Genomic DNA, 24,482 nt, shown 5'->3' on the forward strand with positions numbered 1-24,482 from the left:
TAATGAAGAAAGTAAGTTTACTCATTTTATTCATGCTCGGATGTATTCTTTCCGAGAGTAAGGCACAAAAAGTTGCTCTTAAAAGCAACCTTTTGTATGACGCTACCGCTACCATGAACTTAGGGCTGGAGTTGGGATTGGCACGTAAATGGACACTGGATATCCCGGTCAACTATAATCCATGGAAACCTTCCGATGGCAAACGGTTGCGTCATTGGGGAATACAACCCGAAGTTCGTTATTGGTTTTGCGAACGCTTCCGCCGTACGTTTATCGGAATACACGGGCATTATGCGGATTTCAATGTGGGAGGGTGGCCTAATTGGTCTTTCATCAGCAAAAATATGCAAGAGAATCGCTATCAGGGACATTTATATGGAGGCGGTTTTTCAGTGGGACATTCTTGGATCTTGAAAAAACGATGGAGTATTGAAGCATCTGTTGGAGTGGGATATGCCCATATTGTATATGATAAATATCCCTGTACCACTTGCGGTACGAAGGAGAAAGAAAGTAGTAAGAATTACTTTGGACCTACTAAAGCAAGTGTGTCGCTTATTTATATAATTAAATAGAATGATGATGAAAAGAAATATAGGTTTTATCGTATGTATGTTAGTGGTTTGCAGCCTGAATATAAAGAATGTCATGGCACAATCCCGCTCTTATGAGGGCAACATTGCAGTGAAGCCGGTTCAACTGGAACAAAAAGGAAACTTTCTTCATATCAATATAGACTTTAGCTTGAATAATGTGAAGGTTAAATCGGCGCGCGGAGTGGATTTTATTCCTCAACTGGTATCTCCGGGACGTACTTTGAATCTTCCGAAGGTATCTATTAAAGGTCGTGATGAATATCTGGCTTATGAACGTGAACTTGCTGTGATGAGTGCCAAAGAGAAGAAGACCTATGAGAAGCCTTATGTGGTGGAAAAAGGAAGCAAATTGAGAAATGATACGATTCACTATCGATATGTGGTGCGTTTTGAACCTTGGATGGAAGATGCGCGTCTGGATGTGCAGCATGATGAGTGTGGTTGTGGTGAAACAGCATTGATGGATGTGGAGCAGTTTGATAAGGTTACGTTGGAACGTGTATTGTTGCCATACGTGGTATCACCTCAATTGGCATATTTGCAACCAAAGGCTGAAGAAATCAAACGTCGTGATATACAGGCAGAGTGTTTCCTTGATTTTGAAGTGAATAAGGTGAACATACGTCCCGAATATATGAACAATCCTCAAGAGTTGGCTAAAATTCGTAAGATGATTGACGAATTGAAGTCTGATCCTAGTGTGAAGGTTAATCGTTTGGACATCATAGGCTATGCTTCTCCGGAAGGGACATTGGCAACTAACAAACGCTTGTCTGAAGGACGTGCCATGGCACTCCGGGAGTATCTGGCGTCCAGATATGACTTCCCAAGAAACCAATATTATATCATCTTTGGCGGTGAGAACTGGGAAGGTTTGGAAGAAGCACTGAATACAATGGAAATGGAATATAAAGATGAAGTGCTGGAAATTATAAGGAATATACCTATAGAGAAAGGAAGAGAGACTAAGTTGATGCAACTTCATGGGGGAGTGCCTTACCGGTATATGCTGAAATATATTTTTCCGAGTCTTCGTGTAGCTATCTGTAAAGTGAATTATGAGGTTAAGAATTTTAATATAGATGAAGCGAAAGAGGTCATTAAAAGCTGTCCGCAGAATTTAAGTCTGAATGAGATGTTTTTGGTAGCTAATACCTATCCGGTTGGTTCGCAAGATTTCATTGATATATTCGAGACGGCTGTCCGGCTCTATCCGAAAGATGAGATTGCTAATATGAATGCCGCTGCTGCCGCCTTGTCGCGTAATGACCTGTCATCGGCAGAACGTTATCTGGGTATGGTATACTCGAATACTAATTTATCAGAATATAATAATGCCATCGGGGTACTAATGTTATTAAAAGGAGAATATGAGAAAGGAGAAAAGTATTTAAAAATAGCTGCCGGATCGGGTCTGGAAGCTGCCGGACATAATTTGGAAGAATTGGCTAGGAAGAGAACAAATGCAGCTGAAATTGAAAATAAAAATAGGGATAAATAAATTAATTACAAACGCTTTTATTAAATTGTAAAAAAACAATGAAGAAAAAAAACTTTTTTATGCTGGCACTTGCTGCTATTGCATTTGCAGCATGTAGTAATGAGGACATCGTTCCTGATGGGGAAAACGGGACTGATGTAACTAACTCTGATGGAGATGCATGGGTGGCTTTAAGTGTACAATCAACCAAAACACGTGCATTGAACAACCCCAATCAAGAAAATGGTACGCCCGATGAAAGTACGATTACTAAGGTTTATGCGGTTTTCTTTGATGGACATACTGATGCAAGTATCGTAACGAAAATTATAGATTTTGGAACAGAGGACATCAATAACCTGCCTAACAGAACAAATGCATTTAAAATACCTTCTAGCTCGGAGGCTGTATTGATTATTGCTAATCCGCAGAATCTGGGTCGGACCATTCAGGAAGGTGATACTTATGAGAATGTAAATAAGGTAATAACGCTTACGGCAGAAACCGAGGTGACTACTGGGGTAGCAAAATCAGGCGGATTTGTTATGACAAATGCTAAAGGTGACCTGGAACCTTCAAAAACGAATGGAGATCCGGAAGTATTGACTTTGTATAATACGCCAACAGCAGCAACAAGCTCTCCTCTGGCAATTAGAATTGACCGTATATCGGCAAAAGTGCGGGTATATGTGAAACCTGACAGTGGTGAAGAACTTAGTGAAACGGCAACTATAGACTCGGATGAAACAGAGTGGTATTTGAACGTGACGAACAAGAAATTCTATCCTGCATCAAAAAGAATGAAGACAGCCATGAATACATGGACTCCTTATGACCAGTATAGTCTCGGTTCGTACAGAATAGATCCGAATTTTGGGGTAGTCAATGACATTGGCGCATGGGATGATGATGATCAAACGGTGTATGCTGGCAACTATTTTTATGTGTCATCTGCTACTAAAAAAGAGGATATAGATTGGAATAAAGTAAATACGTCTGTTAAATACTGTCTTGAAAATACACAGAATCAAACTGATGCTGTAAACTTCAATGTACATGCCTATACAACGCAGGTATTACTGAAAGTAGGTTATGCTCCTACTACTATTACTAACGAGGATGGTTCAAAGGTGACTTTAGCTAACGGAACGGATTGGTTTAACATGAATGGTATATTCTATACTCAAGCTTCGATATTGACTTATATTGAAAAAGAATTGGTCGGTAAATATAAACATGGTAAACCGTCTGAATATGCTACGGATATCACAGATTCTTATAATGAGTATATAAACGCACTTCTTAATACCCAAGTAACGATTCCTGCTGATAAGGATGATGCTAAAACAGCAGAAGAAATGGCAGAGGAACTTACACTGGAGTTTAGCAATCTTGCTACCCAAATTTCAACAGCAAGTAAAGGGGGCAAGAACCTGAAAGGTGTTGAATACTATTCAGAAGGTATTTGTTACTATAAAGTCATGATTAAGCATGATGATAGTCCTACCATCATGAATAAGTTGGGTGAGTTTGGTGTCGTTCGTAACTCTGTTTATGATATTACTGTAAATAAAATAAATAATCCGGGATATCCAATCATCCCCGATCCGGATCCTAGTGCACCGGATGAAGAAGAAGACCGTTACTTGTCTATCAAGATTGAGGTTAATCCATGGACTTGGTACAGTCAAGTTGAACCACTATAATATGAAATTCATTGTTTTAATATAATTTGAGGTAAAGAGGGGACACTCTCTTTACCTTCAAAACAAACAATAAAAAATAGAAAACAAACAATAGAAAACTTTATAGTTTGATAGAATTAGAAGAATAGAAATATGAACCTAAAAAGCCTTGTACGCCATGTCACCTTCGGGATTCTCATCATTAGCTCCTGGATAATGACTTCTTGTGATAACTTTAATGAAGACTTGCCGGAATGCCGTTTGTTTGTAAAGTTCAAATATGACTATAATATGGAATTTGCAGACGCTTTCCATACGCAGGTTGATAAAGTAGAGCTTTATGTGTTTAATAAGGACGGAAAGTTTTTATTTAAACAGGCAGAAGAAGGAAGTTCATTATCGACGGGAAATTATCTGATGGAGGTAGCATTGCCTGTAGGCGAGTATCAGTTTATGGCATGGGCAGGTGCACGTGATTCATACGATATTACTTCGTTAACTCCCGGTGTTTCTACAATTTCCGATCTAAGATTGCAGTTGAAACGCGAAGAGTCTCTTATCATCAATAAAGAGTTGGAAACGCTTTGGTATGGTGAGATTATCGATGTAAACTTTACAGGAAAAAGTCATCAGACAGAGACGGTTAACCTGATAAGGGATACAAAACGGGTACGTTTTATATTCCAGGGTTATACCAATAACTGGGAACTCAACGTGGATGATTATGATTATGAGATTCGGGAATCCAATGGGTATCTGGGGCATGATAACTCTTTGTTGGAGGATGATATGCTTAGCTTCCAGCCTTATCGCAGAGATCAGGTGAATTCTGCTGCTGCTTCAGTAGACCTTAATACGATGCGATTGATGAAGGACCGGAAAACCCGGTTAGTGGTGACGGAGAAATCTTCTGCAAAAAAGGTATTCGATATTAATCTGATTGATTATCTTGCTATGACTAATATGGAGGATAAGAAAATCGGAATGCAGGAATATTTTGATCGCCAAAGTAACTATCATATCGTTTTCTTCATCTCTGATTCATGGCTTGCCATGAGAATCGTGATTAACGGATGGACTGTTTATTCGCAGACTGAAGGAGAATTGTAATATCAACAAATAAAGAGAAACCCCTGAAAGAATGCATAAGTATAGTAAGGGATAAAAAAAGAACCGGCTAAGTTAATTAACTTAGCCGGTTCTTTTTACAAGGTATCAATTATACTTTCTTGATTTTGTAGAAATATGATACGCTGTGCTTCTCCGCTTTCCGAGATCAGAGTGGAGTGACGTTTCAAAGATAGAATCCAGTCACGTTGCATCTGACAGATATGCGGGCTTTGTGAATCCATAGAATTGATCGAATATATCCGCAATAGACTAATCTGGTAGTTCAGTTTTTCGATGTAGCTGTAAGTCGCTTCGAAGTTTATATTGGATAAATAGAAATACACTTTCCGTCCTTCGCCGAATTCACCTTTACTTGATAACGTTTCTATATACGTCAGTAGTTGATATAGTTCTTCTTTCAGGTTCGCTACATCATTTGGGGTAATCATATGCAAACTGGCAAAGTACTTGATCTCATTGACGAAAGAATGGAAAATACTGGTGTCCCAGATAAAAAAGGTTTTAGGACATTGCTTCACGCTTTCACTCAACTTCTTATGCGCCTGCACGATTTTCTTCTCTACCTGCATATCCGCCAAAGAGTGTGGAGTCTTGATTTGTCCGTGCTGATAGATCCATCGGCTAAGACGAAACTTAGACAGATTCTCGAAGGAAGAATAAAGTGTAAAAGGTAAAAGGTTGGAAGCCGTATATATTTCCGTGCTATTATCTTCTTTTACAAAATCAAATATCTGTAGATAACGATTAAGTATTTCGTAATAGCTATCTATCGCATTAGAAGAATGATGCAGGTTGAGGTCGAAAGTCACCTTGTTAGAATGGTGATCGCCGACTACCTGATCGATAGAAATTCCCAATTTGTGAGATATGATGGCTACTTCTTCTATCGAAAAAGACACCTCACCCCGAAGTCTGCGGTATACAGCTTCTTTGCCCATACATAGGATATCCGCCAAATTACTGGCAAGATTTTGCCCTTTGGGAACCCTCTCTTTCATAACTGTTATTAATTCATTTAGAATACCATTTTTCATTGTCTGTTCCTCGCATTTAATATTAATAATCACTGTGATACATTTTATGCAAAATTAAGGCTTGTAAGTGAAAGATTAGTGTGGAAAAACGGCTATGAGTTATATGCTTATTTTCTGATTGGAAAGAAAATAAAAGAGCGGGGGCATATAATGAAAAAAAGTAGATAATGAGGTTATCTACTTTCATTTATTGTAATTCTATAATTTATTTGCTTCTGTTTTACGAAAAAATGGAAATTAAAGAGTATCAATGATTTCCCGTTGTTGTTTAAAGAAATGGATACGTTGCATTTCACCACTTTCGGATATCAGGGTAGAGAATTTCTTTAATGACTGAATCCATTCTTTTAAACTATGGAATATCTCATAGTCCAGGGTAGTCAAAGAATTGATGGAATAAATGCGTATCAGACTAAGCTGTAGCGAATTGGTTTCCACGTAACTGTATGTTGCCTCAAAATTGATGTGAGACACATAGATACGGACTGTATTGCCATCTTTGGTTTTTCCTCGCATAGCGAGTTCTTCCAATTCGTTTGTAAGTAGAAACAACTCTTCTTTAATCTGCATTTTCGCTTCATCCGAAATGAGATGAACATCAGAGAAGTATTGGATATCATTGATGAGATGCTGGAAAATCATGCTGTCCCAGATATAATCTATGGAATGAATATGACGGGTCATATCCACATAGTCTTTCTGGATATTGAGTAATTTTACCGGAATCTCCAGTTCATCGAAATTGTTGCACTGAATATATTTGTTTTGATACATCCATTTGAAAAAACGGAATTTTGCCAAAAGGTCATATTTCAGATAGAAAGTCTGGGGGATAATATTAGAAGAAGTCCCCATGGTAGACTCCGGATCATCCTGCATCGTATTGATCAATGATACATATTTATATAAGGTATTATAGTAACTTTCAAACGGATCATCATAATCTACGATGTTTATGTCGAACATTGCATTCGATTTGAAGCTGGTTCCTATAATCTTATCCAGCGATATGCCAAGTTTCCTTGAAACAAGGGCTGCTTCCTGTAGTGTGAAAGGTACCTCGCCGCGTAATCTTCTATATACGGCTTCTTTGCCTATGTATAGTGTATCCATTAGTATATCTGCCAGTTTACCTTTTGCCGGAAGCTTTTCTTTCATCGCCTCTATCAGGTTTGTATTAGGGTCATTTATCGTCATAATAGTCTAAATAAAATGTACTTTTGTATTATAAACATTTCACTGTGGCAAGTTGTTTCGGAATTTGAAACTATTTAAATCTTCTTTTTTTTAAAATATCCTCTCCGAAAATTGTTTATTTTATGCAAATCGGTTACATTTGTGTCCATAAACAAAACGAAGAGACAGCGTCTCTTTAGTAAACAATAGAAAAACTTAGAATGAAAAGAATATTGGTAAGTGGCGGAGCCGGTTTTATAGGCTCTCATCTTTGTACTCGGCTTATAAACGAAGGTCACGACGTGATATGCCTGGATAATTTTTTTACGGGTTCGAAAGATAATATCATTCATTTGATGGATAATCATCATTTTGAGGTGGTGAGGCATGATGTCACTTATCCTTATTCGGCAGAAGTAGATGAAATCTATAATTTGGCATGTCCCGCATCTCCTATCCATTACCAACATGACCCGATTCAAACAGCTAAAACATCTGTGATGGGGGCTATTAATATGTTGGGATTAGCAATGAGGCTGGATGCCAAGATTTTGCAAGCTTCCACGAGCGAGGTATATGGAGACCCGATCGTTCATCCGCAACCGGAAAGCTACTGGGGGAATGTGAATCCGGTAGGTTACCGGTCTTGTTATGATGAGGGGAAGCGTTGCGCAGAAACGTTATTTATGGATTATCACCGTCAGAACAGTGTGCGTGTGAAGATTATCCGTATTTTTAATACATATGGTCCGCGAATGTTACCGAACGACGGCCGGGTTGTTTCTAATTTTATTCTTCAAGCGTTGAATAATGAGGATATAACTATATATGGTGATGGAAAACAAACACGTAGTTTCCAATATATTGATGATTTGATTGAGGGAATGATAAGAATGATGAATACGGAGGATGGGTTTACAGGACCTGTGAATTTGGGGAATCCGAATGAGTTCCCGGTGTTGGGACTGGCGGAAAGGATCATTAGTCTGACTGGCTCATCTTCGAAAATTGTATTTAAGTCTTTGCCGGATGATGATCCGAAACAGCGACAACCGGATATTACATTGGCTAAAGAGAAACTGGGTTGGCAGCCTACCATTGAACTGGAAGAGGGGCTGAAGCGTATGATTGAATATTTTAAAAATGTCTGAAGCATAAAAAAAGAAAATTATGAATATGGAAATTAATCCTTCCGAATATAAAGTCCTTATTGTGGACGATGTAATATCAAATGTCCTTTTATTAAAGGTACTTTTGACCAACGAGAAATTCAAAATTGTGACTGCCGGTAATGGGACACAGGCGTTGGAACAAGTGAAGAAGGAAAATCCGGATCTAGTATTGCTGGATGTGATGATGCCGGATATCAGTGGATTTGAGGTGGCTCAACAAATGAAAGCGGATCCCGAAATGGCTGAAATTCCCATTATCTTCCTGACTGCTCTTAACAGTACGGCGGATATCGTCAAAGGATTTCAGGTGGGTGGTAACGACTTTATCTCAAAGCCATTCAACAAAGAAGAGCTGATTATTCGTGTGACACACCAGATTTCGTTAGTCGCAGCGAAAAGAATCATTGTTGCACAAACGGAAGAGTTGCGTAAGACTATTATGGGACGTGACAAGCTCTACTCTGTGATTGCGCATGACTTGCGTTCGCCTATGGGATCTATCAAGATGGTATTGAATATGCTGATTCTGAATCTGCCAAGCGAAACGATTGGTGAGGAGATGTATGAATTGCTAACGATGGCCAATCAGACAACTGAAGATGTATTCTCATTGCTTGATAACCTGCTGAAATGGACGAAGAGCCAGATTGGTAAACTGAAAGTGGTTTATCAGGATATTGATATGGTAGAAGTGGTAGAGGGCGTAAGCGAAATCTTTACGATGGTGGCCAGTCTGAAGAATATTAAGATTGTACAGGATGTGACTGTGGAAAATATGGCTGTCCGTGCTGATATTGACATGATTAAGACTGTGATCCGTAATTTAATCAGTAATGCGATTAAGTTTAGCAATGAAGGTTCGGAAGTAGTGGTGTCATTGGCAGAAGAAGACGGTATGGCAATCGTAAGTGTGAAAGACAGCGGTTGCGGTATCGATGATGAAAATCAGAAGAAGTTGTTGCATACCGATACTCATTTCAGTACCTTTGGTACAAACAATGAGGAAGGTTCGGGACTCGGATTATTATTGTGCCAGGACTTTGTTGTCAAGAATGGCGGTAAACTGTGGTTTACTTCAAAAAAGGGAGACGGGTCTACATTTAGTTTCTCAATCCCATTGTTGGAGAAATAAGAATAACTATAGATAATACGGATTAGAATTAATAAGGGCACGGTTTGCATGAATATGTAAACCGTGCCCTTATTATTGGGTATACTCTGTTTTCGGCCTATCGTTTGCAGATAGCCTTAAAATCGCAATATGAACATTTTTTAGTATCTTCTGTCTGCGTGAAAGGCTCTTCTTCGTTGAATATTTCTTCTAATAATGCTTGCAGGCGTTCGCGGAATTCATCTTCAAAGAAAGCAAAGTTGTTTACCGGTATTTTGGGTTTACGGGGTTCTCCCATTTCGATAACAGGCGAATAGCTTTCCGATGCTGCCCGGTGAATGTAGAGTAGGGCAGGAGCTACCATTAATGATTGTTTCCGGCTCATGATAGCGGCATACAGAAAAGTCTGGAAGATATAGTTCGGGCGTGTTTCCGATGGGGTGAACAGTTGGCCGATATTAGCAGGTATTTTAGGACTTCCTCCTGTTTTGTAGTCAACAATCCGCAGGGTACTTTCTTTTGCATCCATACGGTCTATTGTGCCACCCAGACGGAGAGTGAACGGTCCTTGTCCTGTTTGTATAGTTATCTCTTCTGAAACTCTCTTTTCCATAGCGACCATTTCGAAAGGAGTATATAAAAGGTCGTTGCGCAGCAATTGTTTCAGATAGGAAACAATTACTTTGGAGTTGATAAGTTGTATGCCGTTATATTCCGGTTTTTCTTCGGGAGAGACCTTGAATAATTCTTCTTTGAAGGCTTGGTCAACGTAGCTTTGTAGTTTCACCTCATTGCGTAATAAGCGTTCGATATCTTCTTTATGTATCGTTTTTCCGGCTGCGGTCAGATCGGTGTATGCCAATTGGGCGGAGAGGTGGAAAATGGTTCCGAATAGGGCGGAATCAATTTCTGCACTAACTTCGTCCGGTGTTTTCAAGCCCGCTACATAGCGGTAGTAGAATCTCAACCGGCAATCCAGATAAGCATTAAGGGCGGAAGGAGAGAGAATCACTGAATTTGGATTAGTGCTATCGTAAGCACGATAGAGTCGTCTTAGTACTTCAGGTGTTTTTTCTACTCGTATCTCTTGGGTACTTTGCGGAGATTGTCCGGCTTCCAGATACTCGCGAGTGATATCATGCGGACCTTCTACAAGTAATTGCAGCATGAAACGGGATTCTTCTCCACGGTTGAGACCGTCCGAAGAAGTATTGTAGAGTAGCGTGATATTCTCTGCCCGTTGTATCAGTCGATAAAAGTAGTAGGCATACACTGCATTTTTGTGTTCGATAGTGGTCATGCCGAATGCTTTCCGGAGATTATAGGGAATAAAAGAGGAATCTCCTCCGGATTTTGGAAGTTGTCCTTCGTTGAGAGACAATATAATGAGATTCCGGAAGTCCAGATTACGTGTTTCCAATACTCCCATGACTTGCATTCCGATAGCCGGTTCTCCGTGGAAAGGAATATTGGAAGATGTCAGTACTTTGGTAATCAGTCGTTTCAGAGTATCGGTGCGTATATTTAACTCTCCGCTTTCAATCAAACTATAGAGACGGTTGATTTTGGTATGGCTTTGAAAGAGCGATTCTCTATATAGTTGATTGAAAATATCATTGTATTCTCCTTCTTTGCGATAAATGGTTGAAATGTTTTTGATTAATTCAATCAGGTAATCGCATAGCTCTCTTATACCATTACGGGGAGTGAAGAGGGTAGCTAAAAAATCATCTTGTTTAAGTTCCGATGGAAGTGGATAAAAACGGTTGGTTTGGGTCAGCTCATGTTCCAGGGGAGTGGCATGAGATGATAATTGCCGGGTATAGGGATGTTTCAATATAGCAGATACTGCCTCGTAAGTGAATCGGCCGGTGTCGGAGCGGTAACCATTGGTTTGCAATTCCATTGCGGCATTGATAAAGCTATAAACGGGAGTTTGTGCCAATGGGAATCCCATGGTGATATTGACGTTTTTCACTTCCTGTGGAATGGAATGAAGCACGGGGAGAAGCAGAGCTTCATTACAAAGCACTACGGCATTTTCTTTTTCCTTTTCTATGGCAATTTGCGAATGATCGTTTGTTATCGCCTTAATCCATTCGGGAAGGAAACGTGCCTGGGCATTCTCGGTAGAAGCGGAAATAGATCGTATTTTCTTCGGTTCTTTGAAGGTGTTGAAAAAGCTTTCCGGGAGTTCGTTCGGAAATTCCCCGAGATTACGTTTCAGGAATTCTCCGGCCTCATGTTTTTTGATTTGTTGGGTGTAGAAAATATCATAGTCCCAATAGAAGAGTGCTTTGCCCGCATCTTTCAGTTTTCTGAAAAAGTCATTTTCTACTTTGTTCAATACATTGAACCCGACAAATATGTATTTGTCGTATTTGAGTTGGTCAGTATCAAGTTGTTCGATCACGTTCCGGTAGAGCATGCCTTCGTAAGCAATGCCTAACTCTGTCAGGTTCGCCCGGTAACGATGGTAGATAGTACCTAGCTTGTCCCAAAGGGAAATAAATTTTTCTTTTAGTTCGGTCCGTTTTTCAATGGAGAAATTCTGAAAAAACTGTTGTATGGCTTCTTCCTGCTCTTTGTCAAGGAATTCATAGTCGTCCATCAGATTTTTCAAATCTTGTAGATTACTGAATAATTTGTCGGCATCGACCATATTTTTATCTACATCATCAAAATCACTAATCAACAACTCTCCCCAGAAGTAGAAATCGTCCAATGTTTCCTGACTCTGTGTTTCCTCTTTGAACACTTTATAAAGTTCGCATACCAATCGAATAGGATCACCACTTTTCTGTACGGATAGTTTCTGAAACAGGTCGCTGATACTCATGGCGGCTGGTGACCAGATCGGTTGATCGGATTCTCCTGCTAAATATTCATTGAAGAACAAGTTAGCACGTTTATTAGGGAAAATGAGTGCTGTACGTGACAGGTCGTTTCCTATCTTGGTATATAAATCATGAGCGACTAGTTGGAGAAATGATTGCATATTGATTAAGTTTTTTCTAATTCATATATTTATTGTAGTCGGAACATAACCGGAACAGTGAAATAGACGGCTACTTTAGTACCATCCTCCAATTCTCCGGGTTTCCATTTGGGCATTTGGTTGATGACGCGTAATGCTTCCTTGTCCAGGTAAGGATCTACGCTGCGTACAACTTTAGGATTGACTACATTTCCTTCTTTATCAACAATAAACTGAATTATAACGCGTCCCACCCCCATCTCTCCTTGTGCTATTGTAGGATACTGGATTTCTTTTGCAATAAATTGCATGAGAGCTTGTTGGCCTCGAGGAAATTCAGGCATAACCGGAGCTATATTCAGAGTATCACTCGCTGACAATGAAGTATCTGATATATCGGGGGAAACAAATCCTACTACTACCTCTCCTCCTATCACATCGTCGGGTGTTGGCGCTGGTGGTGGAGGAGGTGGCACATCTTTTATGGAGGCAATGATGGTGTCTTCTGCTAAAGTGGGGGCAGGTTCTCCCATAATAAGATCTCCATAGGAGGTGGTGTCACTAGACACTTCTTTATTCATTCCTTTATTAGCAGAATTGGTGCATGAAGTCATTGGAGTCATGGCTATCAAGCCTGCAGATATGCCTAATACTGTGATTGCTTTTCCCGATACCTGCTTTCGCTCAAGTTGTTGCTCCAAATATCGAACTTCAGCTTCGCATTTGGGGCAAGTACCCAAACAATCTCCCTGATACTGACATTCAGAAGTAATGAATTCAATATCATTCGCTTCGGCTATCTGCCGACGAATCTCTTTTAAAATTTTACAAGTTTGCTTTCCTCGTTTCATGGTATTATCTATATTGAAAAGGAGATATTATTGTTTGGCTCTGAATACGATTGGAACTGTATACTTTACAGCTACAGGTTTTCCCATTTGAGTTCCGGGCTTCCATGCTGGCATTTTTTTTATAATTCTCAATGCTTCCTTATCATAAACCGGATGAATCCCACGAGCAACTTTTGCATCTATAATCTTCCCTTTTTTAGTAATAGTGAACTGAACAATAACACGTCCTGAAATACAAGGTGCGTCTTGAGGATAGTTTGTATTTTTGGCTATATATGCCATTAATGCTTTTTGACCTCCAGGAAATTCAGGCATTGCCTCGACGATCCCAAACATAGCCTCTTCTTTTTTCAACGACAAGGCTTTTAGCTCCTCTGCAGTAATGGTGGTTCCTGCTACCTGATGTATTTTTTCTGTTTTTCCACCCGTAACTTCAACTTTAGGAAGTGAATCACAACTGTTACTTAGACTGTCCTTTATCGCTTCTTGTCCATATAGAGGAGAAGAAATCAATGCAGCAGATAGCCCAAGAGATACGCCCACTATTTTTACACTTAATCCGGACCTTTGGCGGTTGAGAAGTTGTTGCTCCAGATATCGAACTTCAGCTTCGCATTTTGGGCAAGTGCCCAAACAATCTCCCTGATACTGACATTCAGAGGTGATGAATTCAATATCATTCGCTTCGGCTATTTGCCGACGAATCTCTTTTAAAATTTTACAGGTTTGTTTTCCTCGTGCCATGGCATTAATCATTAGGGGTTTTATAGGTGAATCGGTCGAATTGGGTGATTCCCATTTCTTTCAAAAGCTCTATGCTGTAGTCTACATCTTTCTCTGTATTATAAGAAGGAATGAGCGGTGTCCGAATGATAATTTTCCCGGCTTTGCCTTCTTCGATTAAATACCGGAGATTGCATAAAACCCTTTCATTACCTTTTTCGGTATATCGCTGATAAATGTCATTATTCATGTCTTTGATGTCGACGATATAATTATCTACAATAGAAATCAACTCTTCTACATTCTGTAGTGGAACATTGAGAGACGTTTCGACAGTGATTCTCCATTCCGGTCCGCAAAGTTGGCGAAACTGCCGGATGAACTCGTTTTGCAATAATGGTTCTCCACCTCCAAATGTGACTCCTCCGCAGCTCGCCAGAAAGTAAAGTTCGTCTTTACGTACTTCCTCGTAGAGTTGGTTACAATCATATCTCTCCCAAACGCCATCAGGTTGTAGAGAGGTTGGATTGAGACAATATTTGCAACGCAACGGACAGCCATGGAAAGCAACTAATGTTGTAACTCCTTCACCGTCAATCGTTAGTCGATGGCGGGCAATGCCGATGAGAGGAACAGCTTTCATACTTTTTCTATTTTTTCTTCATCCACATACCACAAATAGCCGGTGATATTTTTATATCCCATCTTGGTAAGAAGTTGCATATATCCTTTCACTTGTTTGTTATATTTAGGATTTTCCTTACCAAACTTGAAATCGACTACAACAACCTGATCGTCTTTCATCATTACACGGTCCGGACGACGGGTTTGCAAAACTCCTTTTTCTTTATAGATAATAGCACATTCATTAAACAGCGTCCATTTTCCGGAATACCAATCTTGAATTTCAGGGGAAGAAAAAGCTTTCTTTGCAACTTCACGAGCCACCTTCTCTTTCTCATCATTTCTGATAACTCCTTCAAAAATAAGCCGTTCGATGGCCGGATCGATATCTTCTGCCGTTTCGATGACAGAAAATAAAGTATGTAACATGCGTCCGCGGTTGATAAAGCGGTCGTCCGAATCTTCTTCTTCAATGCCCTGAATGAAGTCAGCAGAGCGGTTGGACTGACGAAATTCAATATCATGCCGCATGGATTCCATCCGGATAGGGAGTTTTTTTGGTTTCTGGGTTAGCTTGTTTGTGGATGTCTTTCTTCTTTCTTCTTCTGAAGGGCACAGTTTCCCTTGCTCGTAACAGTCTTTTTCCCAGTCAATCCCTTCTTCTTGGGCTACTATCGGTAGGGTGTTTGCCAATAGTTCGGACATGGTGCCTTTCTGGCTTTTTCTACTCCAGATAATAAGGTTTTTCCCTGCGCGGGTAAAAGCAACGTATAGTAGATTGAGGTTATCTACCCAAAGTTGAAGACGTTCTTGCAGGTAGTCGTTACCATAAATCGATTCAGCCATTTGGGTGGAATAGTTAATAGGAAGAATATCCAATGCATTGAACGGTGCTGTTTGTGGGGCACACCATACAAGCTGATTATTGGTTTCATTCTCCAGCTTCCAGTCGCAGAAAGGAAGGAGCACGGTATGGAATTCCAATCCTTTGGATTTGTGTATGGAAAAAATCCGGATACCTTCTACTTCTCCACTTGGAATTGTTTTACTGCATAATGTTTCGTCCCAATACCGGATGAATCCGTCCAGCTCGGAAGAGTTGCTTTGCAGATAATCGGTCACGGCATCAAAAAAAGCGAATAAATAGGCATCCTGATCTTTAATAAGATTCATCTCGAATATGCTGAAAAGTTCCTCTAAAAGCTCATAGAGAGGCATTAGCCTTAGTTCCTTTATCTTTTCAAGAAAAGCTGCGGGAAGATAATTCCCGGCAGGGAGGAGTAGGAGAGTATTCCAATCCAGTCCTTTCTGTAAAACCTCGTTTTGATAGGCTACGGCCAGTTGGGCACGTGCTATTTTATTGTTTTCATCGGAAAGGAATCGCAGTGCATCCAGCATCATACAAACGGCGAGAGAGGCGTCCAGGCGGAAGGCTTCGTCTGATACCACTTTATAGTGTAGCTCCTTATCGAAGTAATCGGCGATTCGGGGAATACTTTTATTTTTCCGTACCAGGATGGCTATATCATTAAGTCGTACTCCGGAGGTGAGGAGATGTTTTACTTCTTCTCCCAGACTAATTAATGTCTGTTCGGTATAATCATGTTCTTCGTCGGGTTCGAGAAAAGAGACTTTTACATATCCTTTTTCTGTACTTCGTGGAGATTCCTGCACAACGTCGGCATAGGCTTTCTGCAGATCCTCACAATCCTTGCCTAACTGTTGCTTATATACTCCGTTCAGATAGTTGGCGGCAGCTGTGAAGATTTGGTTATTAAACCGGATCACATTGGTTTCACTTCTCCGGTTGGTAGCCAATGTCTTGACGCGGATCGGGAAATGTTCGATGTGGTCATTCAGGCTGTTGAGAATTCCCCAATCGCCATTTCGCCAACGATAAATGGATTGTTTAACGTCTCCTACAATCAAACTGTCTGCTCCTTGAGACAATCCTTCCAGTAAGAGCAATTTGAAATTTCCCCATTGCATCCGGCTGGTATCCTGAAACTCATCTATCATGACGTTATGGATATTCGTTCCTATCTTTTCGAATACAAAAGAAGAGTCACCGTCTTTCACCAGTTGATGGAGTAGGGCGTTCGTATCTGATAATAGAAAACGATTGTTGTCGTGATTCAACTGACGTACTTCTTCATCGATATTGGCGAGGAGTTGCACTTTGTTGAGATGTTGCAGGGATAATCGGCAACTATTCAGTAACAAATTATTCTTGGAACGTAACTTTTCAGCATCTTCCAGAATTTGCATGAGACTGGAGTTGGCTAAATTAATGATGTCCGCGTAGCGGGGAGAAGTCTTGGTTGCCCAGTTCTTTGCGTCTTCCAGACATTTTTCTACTGTGGCATTACGGATATCATTGCCTAAAATACCATTATTAAGTTTACGAAAATAACTTCCGATTCCGCGTGAACCGTTTTTTAGATCATCAGCAGTCAGTGCGTGTCCATCCAGTTCTCCTTCGAATTGGTCGTAGAATCCTTTCATTTGCTCCAGTATTTCCGTTTCCAGAGCTTTCAGTTGCTTGCGATACTCTTTGATGGTATCCGGGTTTCGTAACCGTTGCCGGAGTCCTTCTCCCTTTTCAATATAACCTTCATCGAAAATATTGCGTCCGAAACTTTTTACTTCGTCCGATACGTTCCAACGCTTGTCATCGGCAATTCGCTCGTTGATATAATCGAGCAACCATGCGAGGACGGGAGAAGTGGGGCCTAGTTTCTCAATCATGCTATCTACAGCATCACTAAGAACTTCGGTGTTATTTAACTCGATATTCAGATTCGGGCTAAGTTCCAGTTCCCGTGCGAGATTGCGCATGACAGATTGAAAAAATGAGTCGATAGTCTCTACCCTGAATCGGCTGTAATCATGCAGCATATAGCTAAGGGCGACGCCTGCCGCTTCCCGTATCTCCTGTTCGGTTTTTCCTGTCTCTTCTTTAATTCGGTTGAGGTAGGCTTCGGAATCTTTATCGCCTATCTGTATGCCGTAAAGCTGACTAAGAATACGTTCTTTCATTTCTGCTGTTGCTTTATTGGTAAAGGTGACAGCGAGAATTTGCCGGTAGGCGCGGGGATTGAGAATTAACAGTTTGATATATTCCACTGCTAAGGTAAATGTCTTACCCGAACCTGCGGAGGCTTTATAGACTAAAAGTTCACTCATGTTTCTGTTTATGGGATATATTCGATTTTAGCAACAATGACCCGTATGTCCTCCGGTTCTTTCCCAGCTTTTACCAATGCCTGATGGAAGTTTTTGGGGAAGAACATGAAGAATGTATCCGGAGTGGAATCTACATATTTTATTTTCTTGGCTTTGTAGAAAGTAACATCCGGTTTGTATTCAGTGATAGGCTCTGCATATTCTGCTGAAGTAATTCCGAAACGTTCGGTGCCTTTCACTACATATTGCAGATCAATGCCGTGGCGGTGTGCTTCGATTTTACGCTTACTGACATCTTGCGTTGTTGCATCCTGTACATTGATGTAACAATGTTCGCCATCCACTTCGTATCGTCCGGCAGGCATATTCACAAGGTCGTGGGTAGCTAGCCATTGGAAAGTTTTGTCCCATACTTTCTTGTTCTTATGATATTGTGACGCAAATTCCTGATAATCGGTCGTTTTATGAGGCATTGCCTTCAATCCGTTCGCCCATTCTTGTTTTTGTGTCCATTGACGGGCTTGTTTAAGAGTCCAGTTATCTGCGGATTCTTGTGAACACACGTTTTCAGTGAAGAAGAAAAGAAAAAGTCCGATAAACAGGCTTGAACTACTAAATACGAATTTTGATTTCATGATTGTTCGAAAAAATTAGGTCCGAAAATAAGTATGAATAAGGGTAGATAGTCTTTTAAAGCTACTCGCAATAACTTTAAGGCTTGTCCAATCCTGTAATTAATCGTTTGTGGAGATACATTCAGCTTCTCGGCAATTTCTTTATGCGTCAGATGTTGATTGCGGTTCATCTCGTAAGCTTCGAGATATTCTTTCGGAAGTTTTTTTAGTGCTTCTTCATATAAACGGAAAAGCTCATCACTCAAATAGAAGTCCGGGTTATTGAACTCACTATCATATTTATCAACGATTTCCTGATGAACTTTTCGTTTGATCTCAAAATGGGAAAGACGGTTGAGAGCTTTGTTCTTGACAATTGTGAAAAGAAGTGTTTTGAGTGTCAGCTCTTCCATAAGAGTACAACGATTTTCCCACAGCCACATCATCGTTTCTTGTACAATCTCCTCTATTTCTTCCTGCTCGCCTACATATTGGGAACAAAAAGCACATAGCCTACGGAAATAATGTCTGTAGACGACGTCAAAAACTTTTTCTTCTCCTGCTTTTAGGGCAGTGATAACGGACTTATTATTATTAATATCCAAATATATCGGAGATTGTGACATTCTCTTTTAATTTATGTAAGACAAAAATAATGAAAGAAGTAGATAAATGAAATAAAAATGCGAGAAAAATATTTTTTTTCTTTTTCTCTTTAGTATATTTGTACTCACAACTGTATTACTACAAAGGTATTATAGTTTTTTTGTAAAAAGATAAAAGAGCATGGATGAAACTATCTTGGTGAATTACCTGCAAGGCGAATGTAATGATGAAGAAGCTGCTCGGGTGGAGGCTTGGTGCGAGGAAGGACCGGAAAACCGGAAAGCTTTGGAGCAACTTTATTACACTCTTTTTGTAGGTGAGCGTATAGCGGTGATGAATACTGTAGATACAGAGGCGTCATTGGAGCAATTTAAATCAGCTATCAGAGAAAAGGAGAAAAAGGCTAAGCGGAAAAGTATCTCGATCCGTTGGGGACGTTATGCAACTGTGGCGGCTGCTTTTCTTACCGGACTCGTTTTTGCCGGTGGAATTGCCTGGGGATTACTTTCTAATAAGCTTTCGGATTATGAGGTGATAACTGCTGCCGGACAGAGAGCGCAGACTGTGTTGCCGGATGGTAGTAAGGTATGGCTGAATGCATCTTCAAAAATCGTTTATCATAATTCTTTTTGGAGTTCGGATCGTCAAATTGATTTGTCGGGTGAAGCCTATTTTGAAGTGTCCCATGATAAACATGCTCCATTTATAGTAAATAGCAAACAAATCAAGACTTGTGTGCTTGGTACGAAATTTAATGTGCGTGCACGCCAAGATGAGAATAGGGTAGTGACTACCTTGCTTCAAGGACTGGTACGGATAGATTCTCCGCGAACGGAAGAGAATGGCTATTTGTTGAAACCGGGACAGACATTGAATGTGAATACGGATACTTATCAAGCAGAGTTAATTGAATATAACCAGCCTACAGATGTGCTTCTCTGGATTAATGGCAAGTTGGAATTTAAGCAACAATCTTTATTGGAAATAACCAATATTATGGAGAAGTTGTACGACATCAAATTTATCTATAAGGATGAAACATTGAAATCAGAACGGTTTACCGGTGAATTCTCTACTGATAGCACTGCTGATGAAATACTGAATGTTTTAATGCATACTAATCATTTCTCTTACAAGAAAGACGGACGGATTGTCCGGATGATGAAGAAATAAGATAATAAAGTTTTTTGTCGCTGAATACATATCACAATTATGCTCAAAACCGTACCGTTTTGAATTAAACAGATCATAAATTTAGGCACGGATTACGCGGATTACACGGTAGCTTTGCGCACTCACTACGCTAAAACCGTGAAATCCGTGCCTAATTCCTTATTTATAATTTCACTCATAACGGTACGGAAATGAATGAAACAGTGCGAAAATGAGTGAAACTGTACGGATTCGGTCATACATAGTGGAAAAATATCTATCATACTATCATTCATTTTAATAATATTCTAATTATCAAAAGAATAAGTATGATAGATAGCTCTAAAAAAATGTATCTATCATACTTTTATCAGCAAAAAGGGACATCTATCATTCCTGTACTGTATCTGTTTTAGTGTAGCATTGGGTGAGATAATCCATTTAAAGACATACGAATGCACACTTTATAGGATGATAACCAGTATTTGACAGCTTAATTATCTATGGGGAGCGGCAGTATTTCTATAGTTCACAAGTGTGTGCCGTACAGCCCACGCATGTAAACCATACAGCCTACATATGCAGGCTATACAGCCCACACTTGTGGGCTATAAACTTATCGCCGTTTAAGTGGGATTTTTGAGCTGCGATATTCGGATTTATATAGTTTCATTGTGACAAAAACAAGCCGTCTTATGCTTATTATAGAATATTTATACGGCTATTTTGTAGATGATAGATAACCCGTTTTTACTGGTAAAAGTATGATAGATACATTTTTTTAGAGTTATCTATCATACTTATTCTTTTGATAATTAGAATATTACTAAAATAAATGATAGTATGATAGGTAGTTTTTTTATTATGTAATGTTTAGTTTAAACTCCTACACAATGAATTAGTTCAAATCGGTACGGGTTTGAACTAAAGCGTGGTTTTCGGACTGACCTGTATGTTTGTGAGGTATGTTTCTAAGAAAAAGGGTAATCCAATGGGTTACCCTTTATTCTATCATTTCTATGTTATCTATTCATTATGTTTATTCACTTTTGGGTTCGTAAACATTAAATTCTGTAACATCCGTACGACCGTTTGTAGAGATAGTGATAATCTGATATTTCAGATACCGCGTAGTAATAGGAGAGATGAACGTAATGTTTTGTGTACTATTACTGGGTATTGTTAATGAACTCAATGATTTCCATGTCGTACCATTTTCAGACTGTAATATTTCCACTTCTCTAGGAGCAAATGCATATCCCCAATGATTCGTTTTGATACCTGTTAAAAGCTTAGTTTCTCCTAAATCAACGGTAAACCAGAATCCTTTATTATTTAGAGCAACGTCAGTTCCAGTCTTGCCATCGATTAAATTATTGGGTGCGCCTTCTACTCCTTCTTCTACATTAATAATCCAACCTGCACGATTATTGATAAGTTGGCTATTGTCAGGAGTACCACTTTTTAGATTGCAGTAGGCAGCTTTATTAATAATGGCAGGTAATGTACTTAAGCTACTGCTAATAACAGTGTTCTTATCATTGGTCGTTACATTACTGATTGAGACACTGAAAGAGAAACTTGTTTTTTCCATGATACTGGCAAATATCGTCGGATCAACCGTCGCAGTGATTTCTTCAGAAGTTATCTGTCCTTCTTTGAGAGTAACCTGTGAGGAACTTAAAACGATCTGGCTTGCATCAAGCCCTTCTGTTTCACTTTTTGCACTTAATGCGATAACCATATCTGTAGAGACTGCTTTCTGTGTTTTTACAGTAAAAGCCATCTTAATTTCATCTCCTCCGATTCCATTCGCATCATGAGTCAGATTGAACTTTTTTACATTCCCCGATAAATAGTCATTTCTCTGTAGAGACACATACGTAGCATTCCACTCGTTAAAAACTTCTTCATCATCGCTACAGGACGAAATGAACGGTACAAATAAGCCGAGTAGAGTTGCTATTGATAGTGATTGAAATATATTTTTCATATGTACATACGATTAAATTATTACTATTTCCATTCGGTAGATTTATCTGTAGATAAAATACCGTCAATCCAGGTAGGAGTAACAGAAGTAGTCAAAGTATGACCTTTGCCGGTTGCATCTTCGAATACATTGCCTTGTCCTTCATTGAATCGCCAATAAGCTTCCAGACCCACAGATTTTGGGCTAACTTGAGTCATGTTATTCTGAATTTGAGAAGCGGAACGAACTACAGACCAAATACGTGCTTCGCTCATCAAGATCTTACAACCACTCCACCATGTATCGGCAGAAAACCAACTTATACTGGAAAAAATAGTGGGTCCCGATGGAATACTCAAGACACCTGAATCTATTCCGTTAATATAAAGACGGTAAGATGAACCATCGCATACTAGAGCTAGATGTTGCCATTCATTAGGCTTAAAAGAATTGCTTGGATTCAAATAAAGACTATTACGGCCCACAACTTGTACTAATGAATGAGCCTTGAAATTTTCATTATCAGACTGCGGGTCTTCAAAACGCAACAAGATATTATTCAGGGCATCACCGTTACCATTACTAAAAATAGCACGATTTCGATTATTCATATTACTTACTTGAAAACGAACCTCTATCGTATATTGTGCATACGTTTCAGATGATTCTGCATATTTATTAGAAGTTAAATTAGCAGAACCGGTAAACATCGGGGCTGAAAACTCAATAATACTTTCAGCTAAAATAACAAAAGTTCCGGTATTTTCCATTGGTGAAATGCTTCCATCCTGCAATACAAGTTTTACAGGCAGCGCATATGATTCTCCTGACTTCATCATTTCCTGGCTAAAAGCTTTCAAGGCAATAGAGAGGGCATCAGTGGCATACTGTCCGGCTTTCACTGTAATAGTTTCCGGTAGTGTATAATATCCTTCGGGCAACATTATATATCCGGTTCCATTAATGTGGTTATAAGCATCCAATACAGATTGGTCCGTGACCAACTTATAATGGTTGTCTGTAGAAGAAAGATTGCTAAGATGCACATTTAGAGTAGTAAAACTTTCGCCAGAGGCTTGTACAGTTACTTTTTGGCTTGTACTTGAAAGTGCTTCTTCAATATAAGCATGTGTGTCTAAAGCATCATATTTCGCATCTCCGCAACTTACCATACTTCCTAAGCCTGCTATAATTGCAGAGAAGTATAAAGTTCTTATATAATTCATACGTTTCATAGTTTACATTAATTTTTAAGTAATGAATGTGATGATGGATTCATAATCTGGATGGCACGACGTATATTCTTATATTCCGGTGAAGTACCAAATTCTGCTTCCATGTGATAAGTTCCTACCCCACCTTTACGGAAACCATTTCTAGGCTGCCAACGTGCCATGCCTTCCAAAGATTTCATACTATTCCCATAACGGTCGGTATAGGGATAACCGCCATCCATCGCAGCATCGGTCGCTTCGAAGTTTTCAGTCATTATAGTTCTTCTGGTGATTTCTTCCTCACTCATCACCCCATTAAAAGTAGCTATTAATGCCGGTCCCCATACGTTACCATCAATAAGTCTTCCATCCAAATTAGAATCACCACCCGGATTATAGGCTTGAATAATGAAATAATCAAAGTAAGTCCCAATTTCAGGTTTGGTACTAATTCTTTGAGGTTCACCATCAATGACCAATAGTTTTCCAGTCCCGGATTTCGGTCCCAGATACTTGCCTAATTCGTCAATAAAGAAAAACAAATGTTCATCTGAATTGACAATATTTCCGGTGTAGGGTCCGGCCACTGGTTCGTAATCTATATCAAATCCATCATAACCATATAGATTTAAAGTATCTACAATCGCTTTTGCATATTTGCGGATTGAAGTTTCTACTGCTTCTATATTACTCTCGTCTGACGGGTATCCCCAAAAATCATTAATAGCTTCCTGTTTACTATTATATCCCATTTCTTTCCAATTATCCAGTATGTTCTGTGGAGTCAGTTTGTCTCCTACACCACCGATAATTGAACAGTATATAATTTTTGTACCTTTCATGTTCTGGCAAAAAGCCATATCCTTGCGTTGAGCTTCAGAAAGATTTGTTCCATTATCCCAAATAGAAACAATATCTACGCTATCCGGAATACCAGCTAGAGAGCTTTTCATAAAAGCACCTTCACCACTCCAGCCGCCAAACCAGCCAAAGGCAACTTGGTGATCTGTTTGCTTATAGGCACGCAAGGCCGCATAATATTCATCCGATACGATTGATTCGGGAAAAGTTTTTTGCTTCCGACTCCGTCCAGTCATTGCAACCGATCAATGAGGTCGTTGCCAGTGATATGAGTACAATGTATAATAAATAAATTTTCTTCATAAAAGTCCTTTTTA

Annotated in this window: 18 protein-coding genes and 1 pseudogene; 7 read left to right on the top strand and 12 right to left on the bottom strand. The window is 39.5% G+C overall.

The genetic code is table 11. The annotated features are described in order from the left end of the window. Positions 1-2 precede the first annotated feature (2 nt). The 4 genes from NXX38_RS17850 (at position 3) to NXX38_RS17865 (ending at position 4,871) form a co-directional block, all read left to right on the top strand. Positions 3-575, top strand: coding sequence for a DUF3575 domain-containing protein (locus NXX38_RS17850; protein ID WP_148367183.1), 573 nt, complete (start codon positions 3-5; stop codon positions 573-575). Between the two features lie 4 nt (positions 576-579). Beyond that, positions 580-2,097, top strand: coding sequence for a DUF3868 domain-containing protein (locus tag NXX38_RS17855; protein WP_258981989.1), 1,518 nt, complete (start codon positions 580-582; stop codon positions 2,095-2,097). A 38-nt stretch (positions 2,098-2,135) separates the two neighbouring features. Next, positions 2,136-3,782, top strand: a complete 1,647-nt coding sequence (locus NXX38_RS17860) for an Mfa1 family fimbria major subunit (protein WP_148367181.1) — start codon at positions 2,136-2,138, stop codon at positions 3,780-3,782. A gap of 132 nt (positions 3,783-3,914) precedes the next feature. Further along, a complete protein-coding gene (locus NXX38_RS17865; protein WP_258980500.1) occupies positions 3,915-4,871 on the top strand; it encodes a FimB/Mfa2 family fimbrial subunit in 957 nt (318 codons plus the stop codon). Between the two features lie 95 nt (positions 4,872-4,966). Here NXX38_RS17865 and NXX38_RS17870 read toward each other — a convergent pair whose 3' ends face one another. Further along, positions 4,967-5,926, bottom strand: coding sequence for a hypothetical protein (locus tag NXX38_RS17870; RefSeq protein ID WP_195649788.1), 960 nt, complete (start codon positions 5,924-5,926; stop codon positions 4,967-4,969). 237 nt (positions 5,927-6,163) lie between these two features. Beyond that, positions 6,164-7,123 (bottom strand): hypothetical protein, encoded by a 960-nt coding sequence (locus NXX38_RS17875; RefSeq protein ID WP_258980501.1) that lies wholly within the window; start codon positions 7,121-7,123, stop codon positions 6,164-6,166. A gap of 200 nt (positions 7,124-7,323) precedes the next feature. Between NXX38_RS17875 and NXX38_RS17880 the strand changes: the two genes are divergently transcribed. Both NXX38_RS17880 and NXX38_RS17885 read left to right on the top strand, forming a co-directional pair. Next, positions 7,324-8,253, top strand: a complete 930-nt coding sequence (locus NXX38_RS17880) for a UDP-glucuronic acid decarboxylase family protein (protein WP_148367176.1) — start codon at positions 7,324-7,326, stop codon at positions 8,251-8,253. Positions 8,254-8,272: 19 nt separating this feature from the next. Next, a complete protein-coding gene (locus tag NXX38_RS17885) occupies positions 8,273-9,406 on the top strand; it encodes a hybrid sensor histidine kinase/response regulator (protein ID WP_148367175.1) in 1,134 nt (377 codons plus the stop codon). A 97-nt stretch (positions 9,407-9,503) separates the two neighbouring features. Here the strand turns inward: NXX38_RS17885 and NXX38_RS17890 are convergent, their stop codons facing one another. The 7 genes from NXX38_RS17890 to NXX38_RS17920 are packed head-to-tail and all read right to left on the bottom strand — an operon-like array spanning position 9,504 to position 18,986. Continuing rightward, positions 9,504-12,383, bottom strand: coding sequence for a PD-(D/E)XK nuclease family protein (locus NXX38_RS17890; protein WP_258980502.1), 2,880 nt, complete (start codon positions 12,381-12,383; stop codon positions 9,504-9,506). Positions 12,384-12,412: 29 nt separating this feature from the next. Then, on the bottom strand, positions 12,413-13,213 hold the full coding sequence (locus NXX38_RS17895; RefSeq protein ID WP_409012872.1) for an energy transducer TonB: 801 nt from the start codon (positions 13,211-13,213) through the stop codon (positions 12,413-12,415). A gap of 27 nt (positions 13,214-13,240) precedes the next feature. After that, complete coding sequence (locus NXX38_RS17900; protein WP_148367172.1) at positions 13,241-13,957, bottom strand: energy transducer TonB; 717 nt, start codon at positions 13,955-13,957, stop codon at positions 13,241-13,243. 4 nt (positions 13,958-13,961) lie between these two features. Then, positions 13,962-14,579: a radical SAM protein gene (locus NXX38_RS17905; RefSeq protein WP_148367171.1), complete on the bottom strand. Its 618-nt coding sequence runs from the start codon at positions 14,577-14,579 to the stop codon at positions 13,962-13,964. Beyond that, complete coding sequence (locus tag NXX38_RS17910) at positions 14,576-17,746, bottom strand: exodeoxyribonuclease V subunit beta (RefSeq protein ID WP_258980503.1); 3,171 nt, start codon at positions 17,744-17,746, stop codon at positions 14,576-14,578. Before NXX38_RS17910 ends, NXX38_RS17905 begins: the two co-directional genes overlap by 4 nt. Before the next feature lie 8 nt (positions 17,747-17,754). Next, the gene (locus NXX38_RS17915; RefSeq protein ID WP_148367169.1) at positions 17,755-18,381 is read right to left on the bottom strand and encodes a YhcH/YjgK/YiaL family protein; all 627 of its coding nucleotides are present in this window, start codon (positions 18,379-18,381) and stop codon (positions 17,755-17,757) included. Next, positions 18,378-18,986 (bottom strand): RNA polymerase sigma-70 factor, encoded by a 609-nt coding sequence (locus NXX38_RS17920; RefSeq protein ID WP_004300457.1) that lies wholly within the window; start codon positions 18,984-18,986, stop codon positions 18,378-18,380. Before NXX38_RS17920 ends, NXX38_RS17915 begins: the two co-directional genes overlap by 4 nt. Positions 18,987-19,146: 160 nt before the next feature. Between NXX38_RS17920 and NXX38_RS17925 the strand changes: the two genes are divergently transcribed. Beyond that, positions 19,147-20,139 carry a FecR family protein gene (locus tag NXX38_RS17925; protein WP_195649723.1) on the top strand — a complete coding sequence of 331 codons (993 nt, stop codon included), beginning with the start codon at positions 19,147-19,149 and terminating at the stop codon, positions 20,137-20,139. 1,018 nt (positions 20,140-21,157) lie between these two features. Here NXX38_RS17925 and NXX38_RS17930 read toward each other — a convergent pair. The 3 genes and pseudogenes from NXX38_RS17930 to NXX38_RS17940 form a co-directional block, all read right to left on the bottom strand. Continuing rightward, positions 21,158-22,111 carry a DUF4999 domain-containing protein gene (locus NXX38_RS17930; protein WP_258980506.1) on the bottom strand — a complete coding sequence of 318 codons (954 nt, stop codon included), beginning with the start codon at positions 22,109-22,111 and terminating at the stop codon, positions 21,158-21,160. Between the two features lie 23 nt (positions 22,112-22,134). Further along, positions 22,135-23,325: a DUF1735 and LamG domain-containing protein gene (locus tag NXX38_RS17935; protein ID WP_148366795.1), complete on the bottom strand. Its 1,191-nt coding sequence runs from the start codon at positions 23,323-23,325 to the stop codon at positions 22,135-22,137. 8 nt (positions 23,326-23,333) lie between these two features. After that, positions 23,334-24,468, bottom strand: a pseudogene (locus tag NXX38_RS17940) (glycoside hydrolase family 18). Positions 24,469-24,482 lie beyond the last annotated feature (14 nt).

The sequence above is a fragment of the Bacteroides sp. BFG-637 genome, from assembly GCF_024793605.1.
GTDB lineage: Bacteria > Bacteroidota > Bacteroidia > Bacteroidales > Bacteroidaceae > Bacteroides > Bacteroides vicugnae.

Bases quoted from the DNA above. Each gene is read 5' to 3' on its own strand.
- NXX38_RS17850 (WP_148367183.1), top strand. From the start codon at position 3: ATGAAGAAAGTAAGTTTACTCATTTTATTCATGCTCGGATGTATTCTT.
- NXX38_RS17855 (WP_258981989.1), top strand. From the start codon at position 580: ATGATGAAAAGAAATATAGGTTTTATCGTATGTATGTTAGTGGTTTGC.
- NXX38_RS17860 (WP_148367181.1), top strand. From the start codon at position 2,136: ATGAAGAAAAAAAACTTTTTTATGCTGGCACTTGCTGCTATTGCATTT.
- NXX38_RS17865 (WP_258980500.1), top strand. From the start codon at position 3,915: ATGAACCTAAAAAGCCTTGTACGCCATGTCACCTTCGGGATTCTCATC.
- NXX38_RS17870 (WP_195649788.1), bottom strand. From the start codon at position 5,926: ATGAAAAATGGTATTCTAAATGAATTAATAACAGTTATGAAAGAGAGG.
- NXX38_RS17875 (WP_258980501.1), bottom strand. From the start codon at position 7,123: ATGACGATAAATGACCCTAATACAAACCTGATAGAGGCGATGAAAGAA.
- NXX38_RS17880 (WP_148367176.1), top strand. From the start codon at position 7,324: ATGAAAAGAATATTGGTAAGTGGCGGAGCCGGTTTTATAGGCTCTCAT.
- NXX38_RS17885 (WP_148367175.1), top strand. From the start codon at position 8,273: ATGAATATGGAAATTAATCCTTCCGAATATAAAGTCCTTATTGTGGAC.
- NXX38_RS17890 (WP_258980502.1), bottom strand. From the start codon at position 12,383: ATGCAATCATTTCTCCAACTAGTCGCTCATGATTTATATACCAAGATA.
- NXX38_RS17895 (WP_409012872.1), bottom strand. From the start codon at position 13,213: ATGAAACGAGGAAAGCAAACTTGTAAAATTTTAAAAGAGATTCGTCGG.
- NXX38_RS17900 (WP_148367172.1), bottom strand. From the start codon at position 13,957: ATGGCACGAGGAAAACAAACCTGTAAAATTTTAAAAGAGATTCGTCGG.
- NXX38_RS17905 (WP_148367171.1), bottom strand. From the start codon at position 14,579: ATGAAAGCTGTTCCTCTCATCGGCATTGCCCGCCATCGACTAACGATT.
- NXX38_RS17910 (WP_258980503.1), bottom strand. From the start codon at position 17,746: ATGAGTGAACTTTTAGTCTATAAAGCCTCCGCAGGTTCGGGTAAGACA.
- NXX38_RS17915 (WP_148367169.1), bottom strand. From the start codon at position 18,381: ATGAAATCAAAATTCGTATTTAGTAGTTCAAGCCTGTTTATCGGACTT.
- NXX38_RS17920 (WP_004300457.1), bottom strand. From the start codon at position 18,986: ATGTCACAATCTCCGATATATTTGGATATTAATAATAATAAGTCCGTT.
- NXX38_RS17925 (WP_195649723.1), top strand. From the start codon at position 19,147: ATGGATGAAACTATCTTGGTGAATTACCTGCAAGGCGAATGTAATGAT.
- NXX38_RS17930 (WP_258980506.1), bottom strand. From the start codon at position 22,111: ATGAAAAATATATTTCAATCACTATCAATAGCAACTCTACTCGGCTTA.
- NXX38_RS17935 (WP_148366795.1), bottom strand. From the start codon at position 23,325: ATGAAACGTATGAATTATATAAGAACTTTATACTTCTCTGCAATTATA.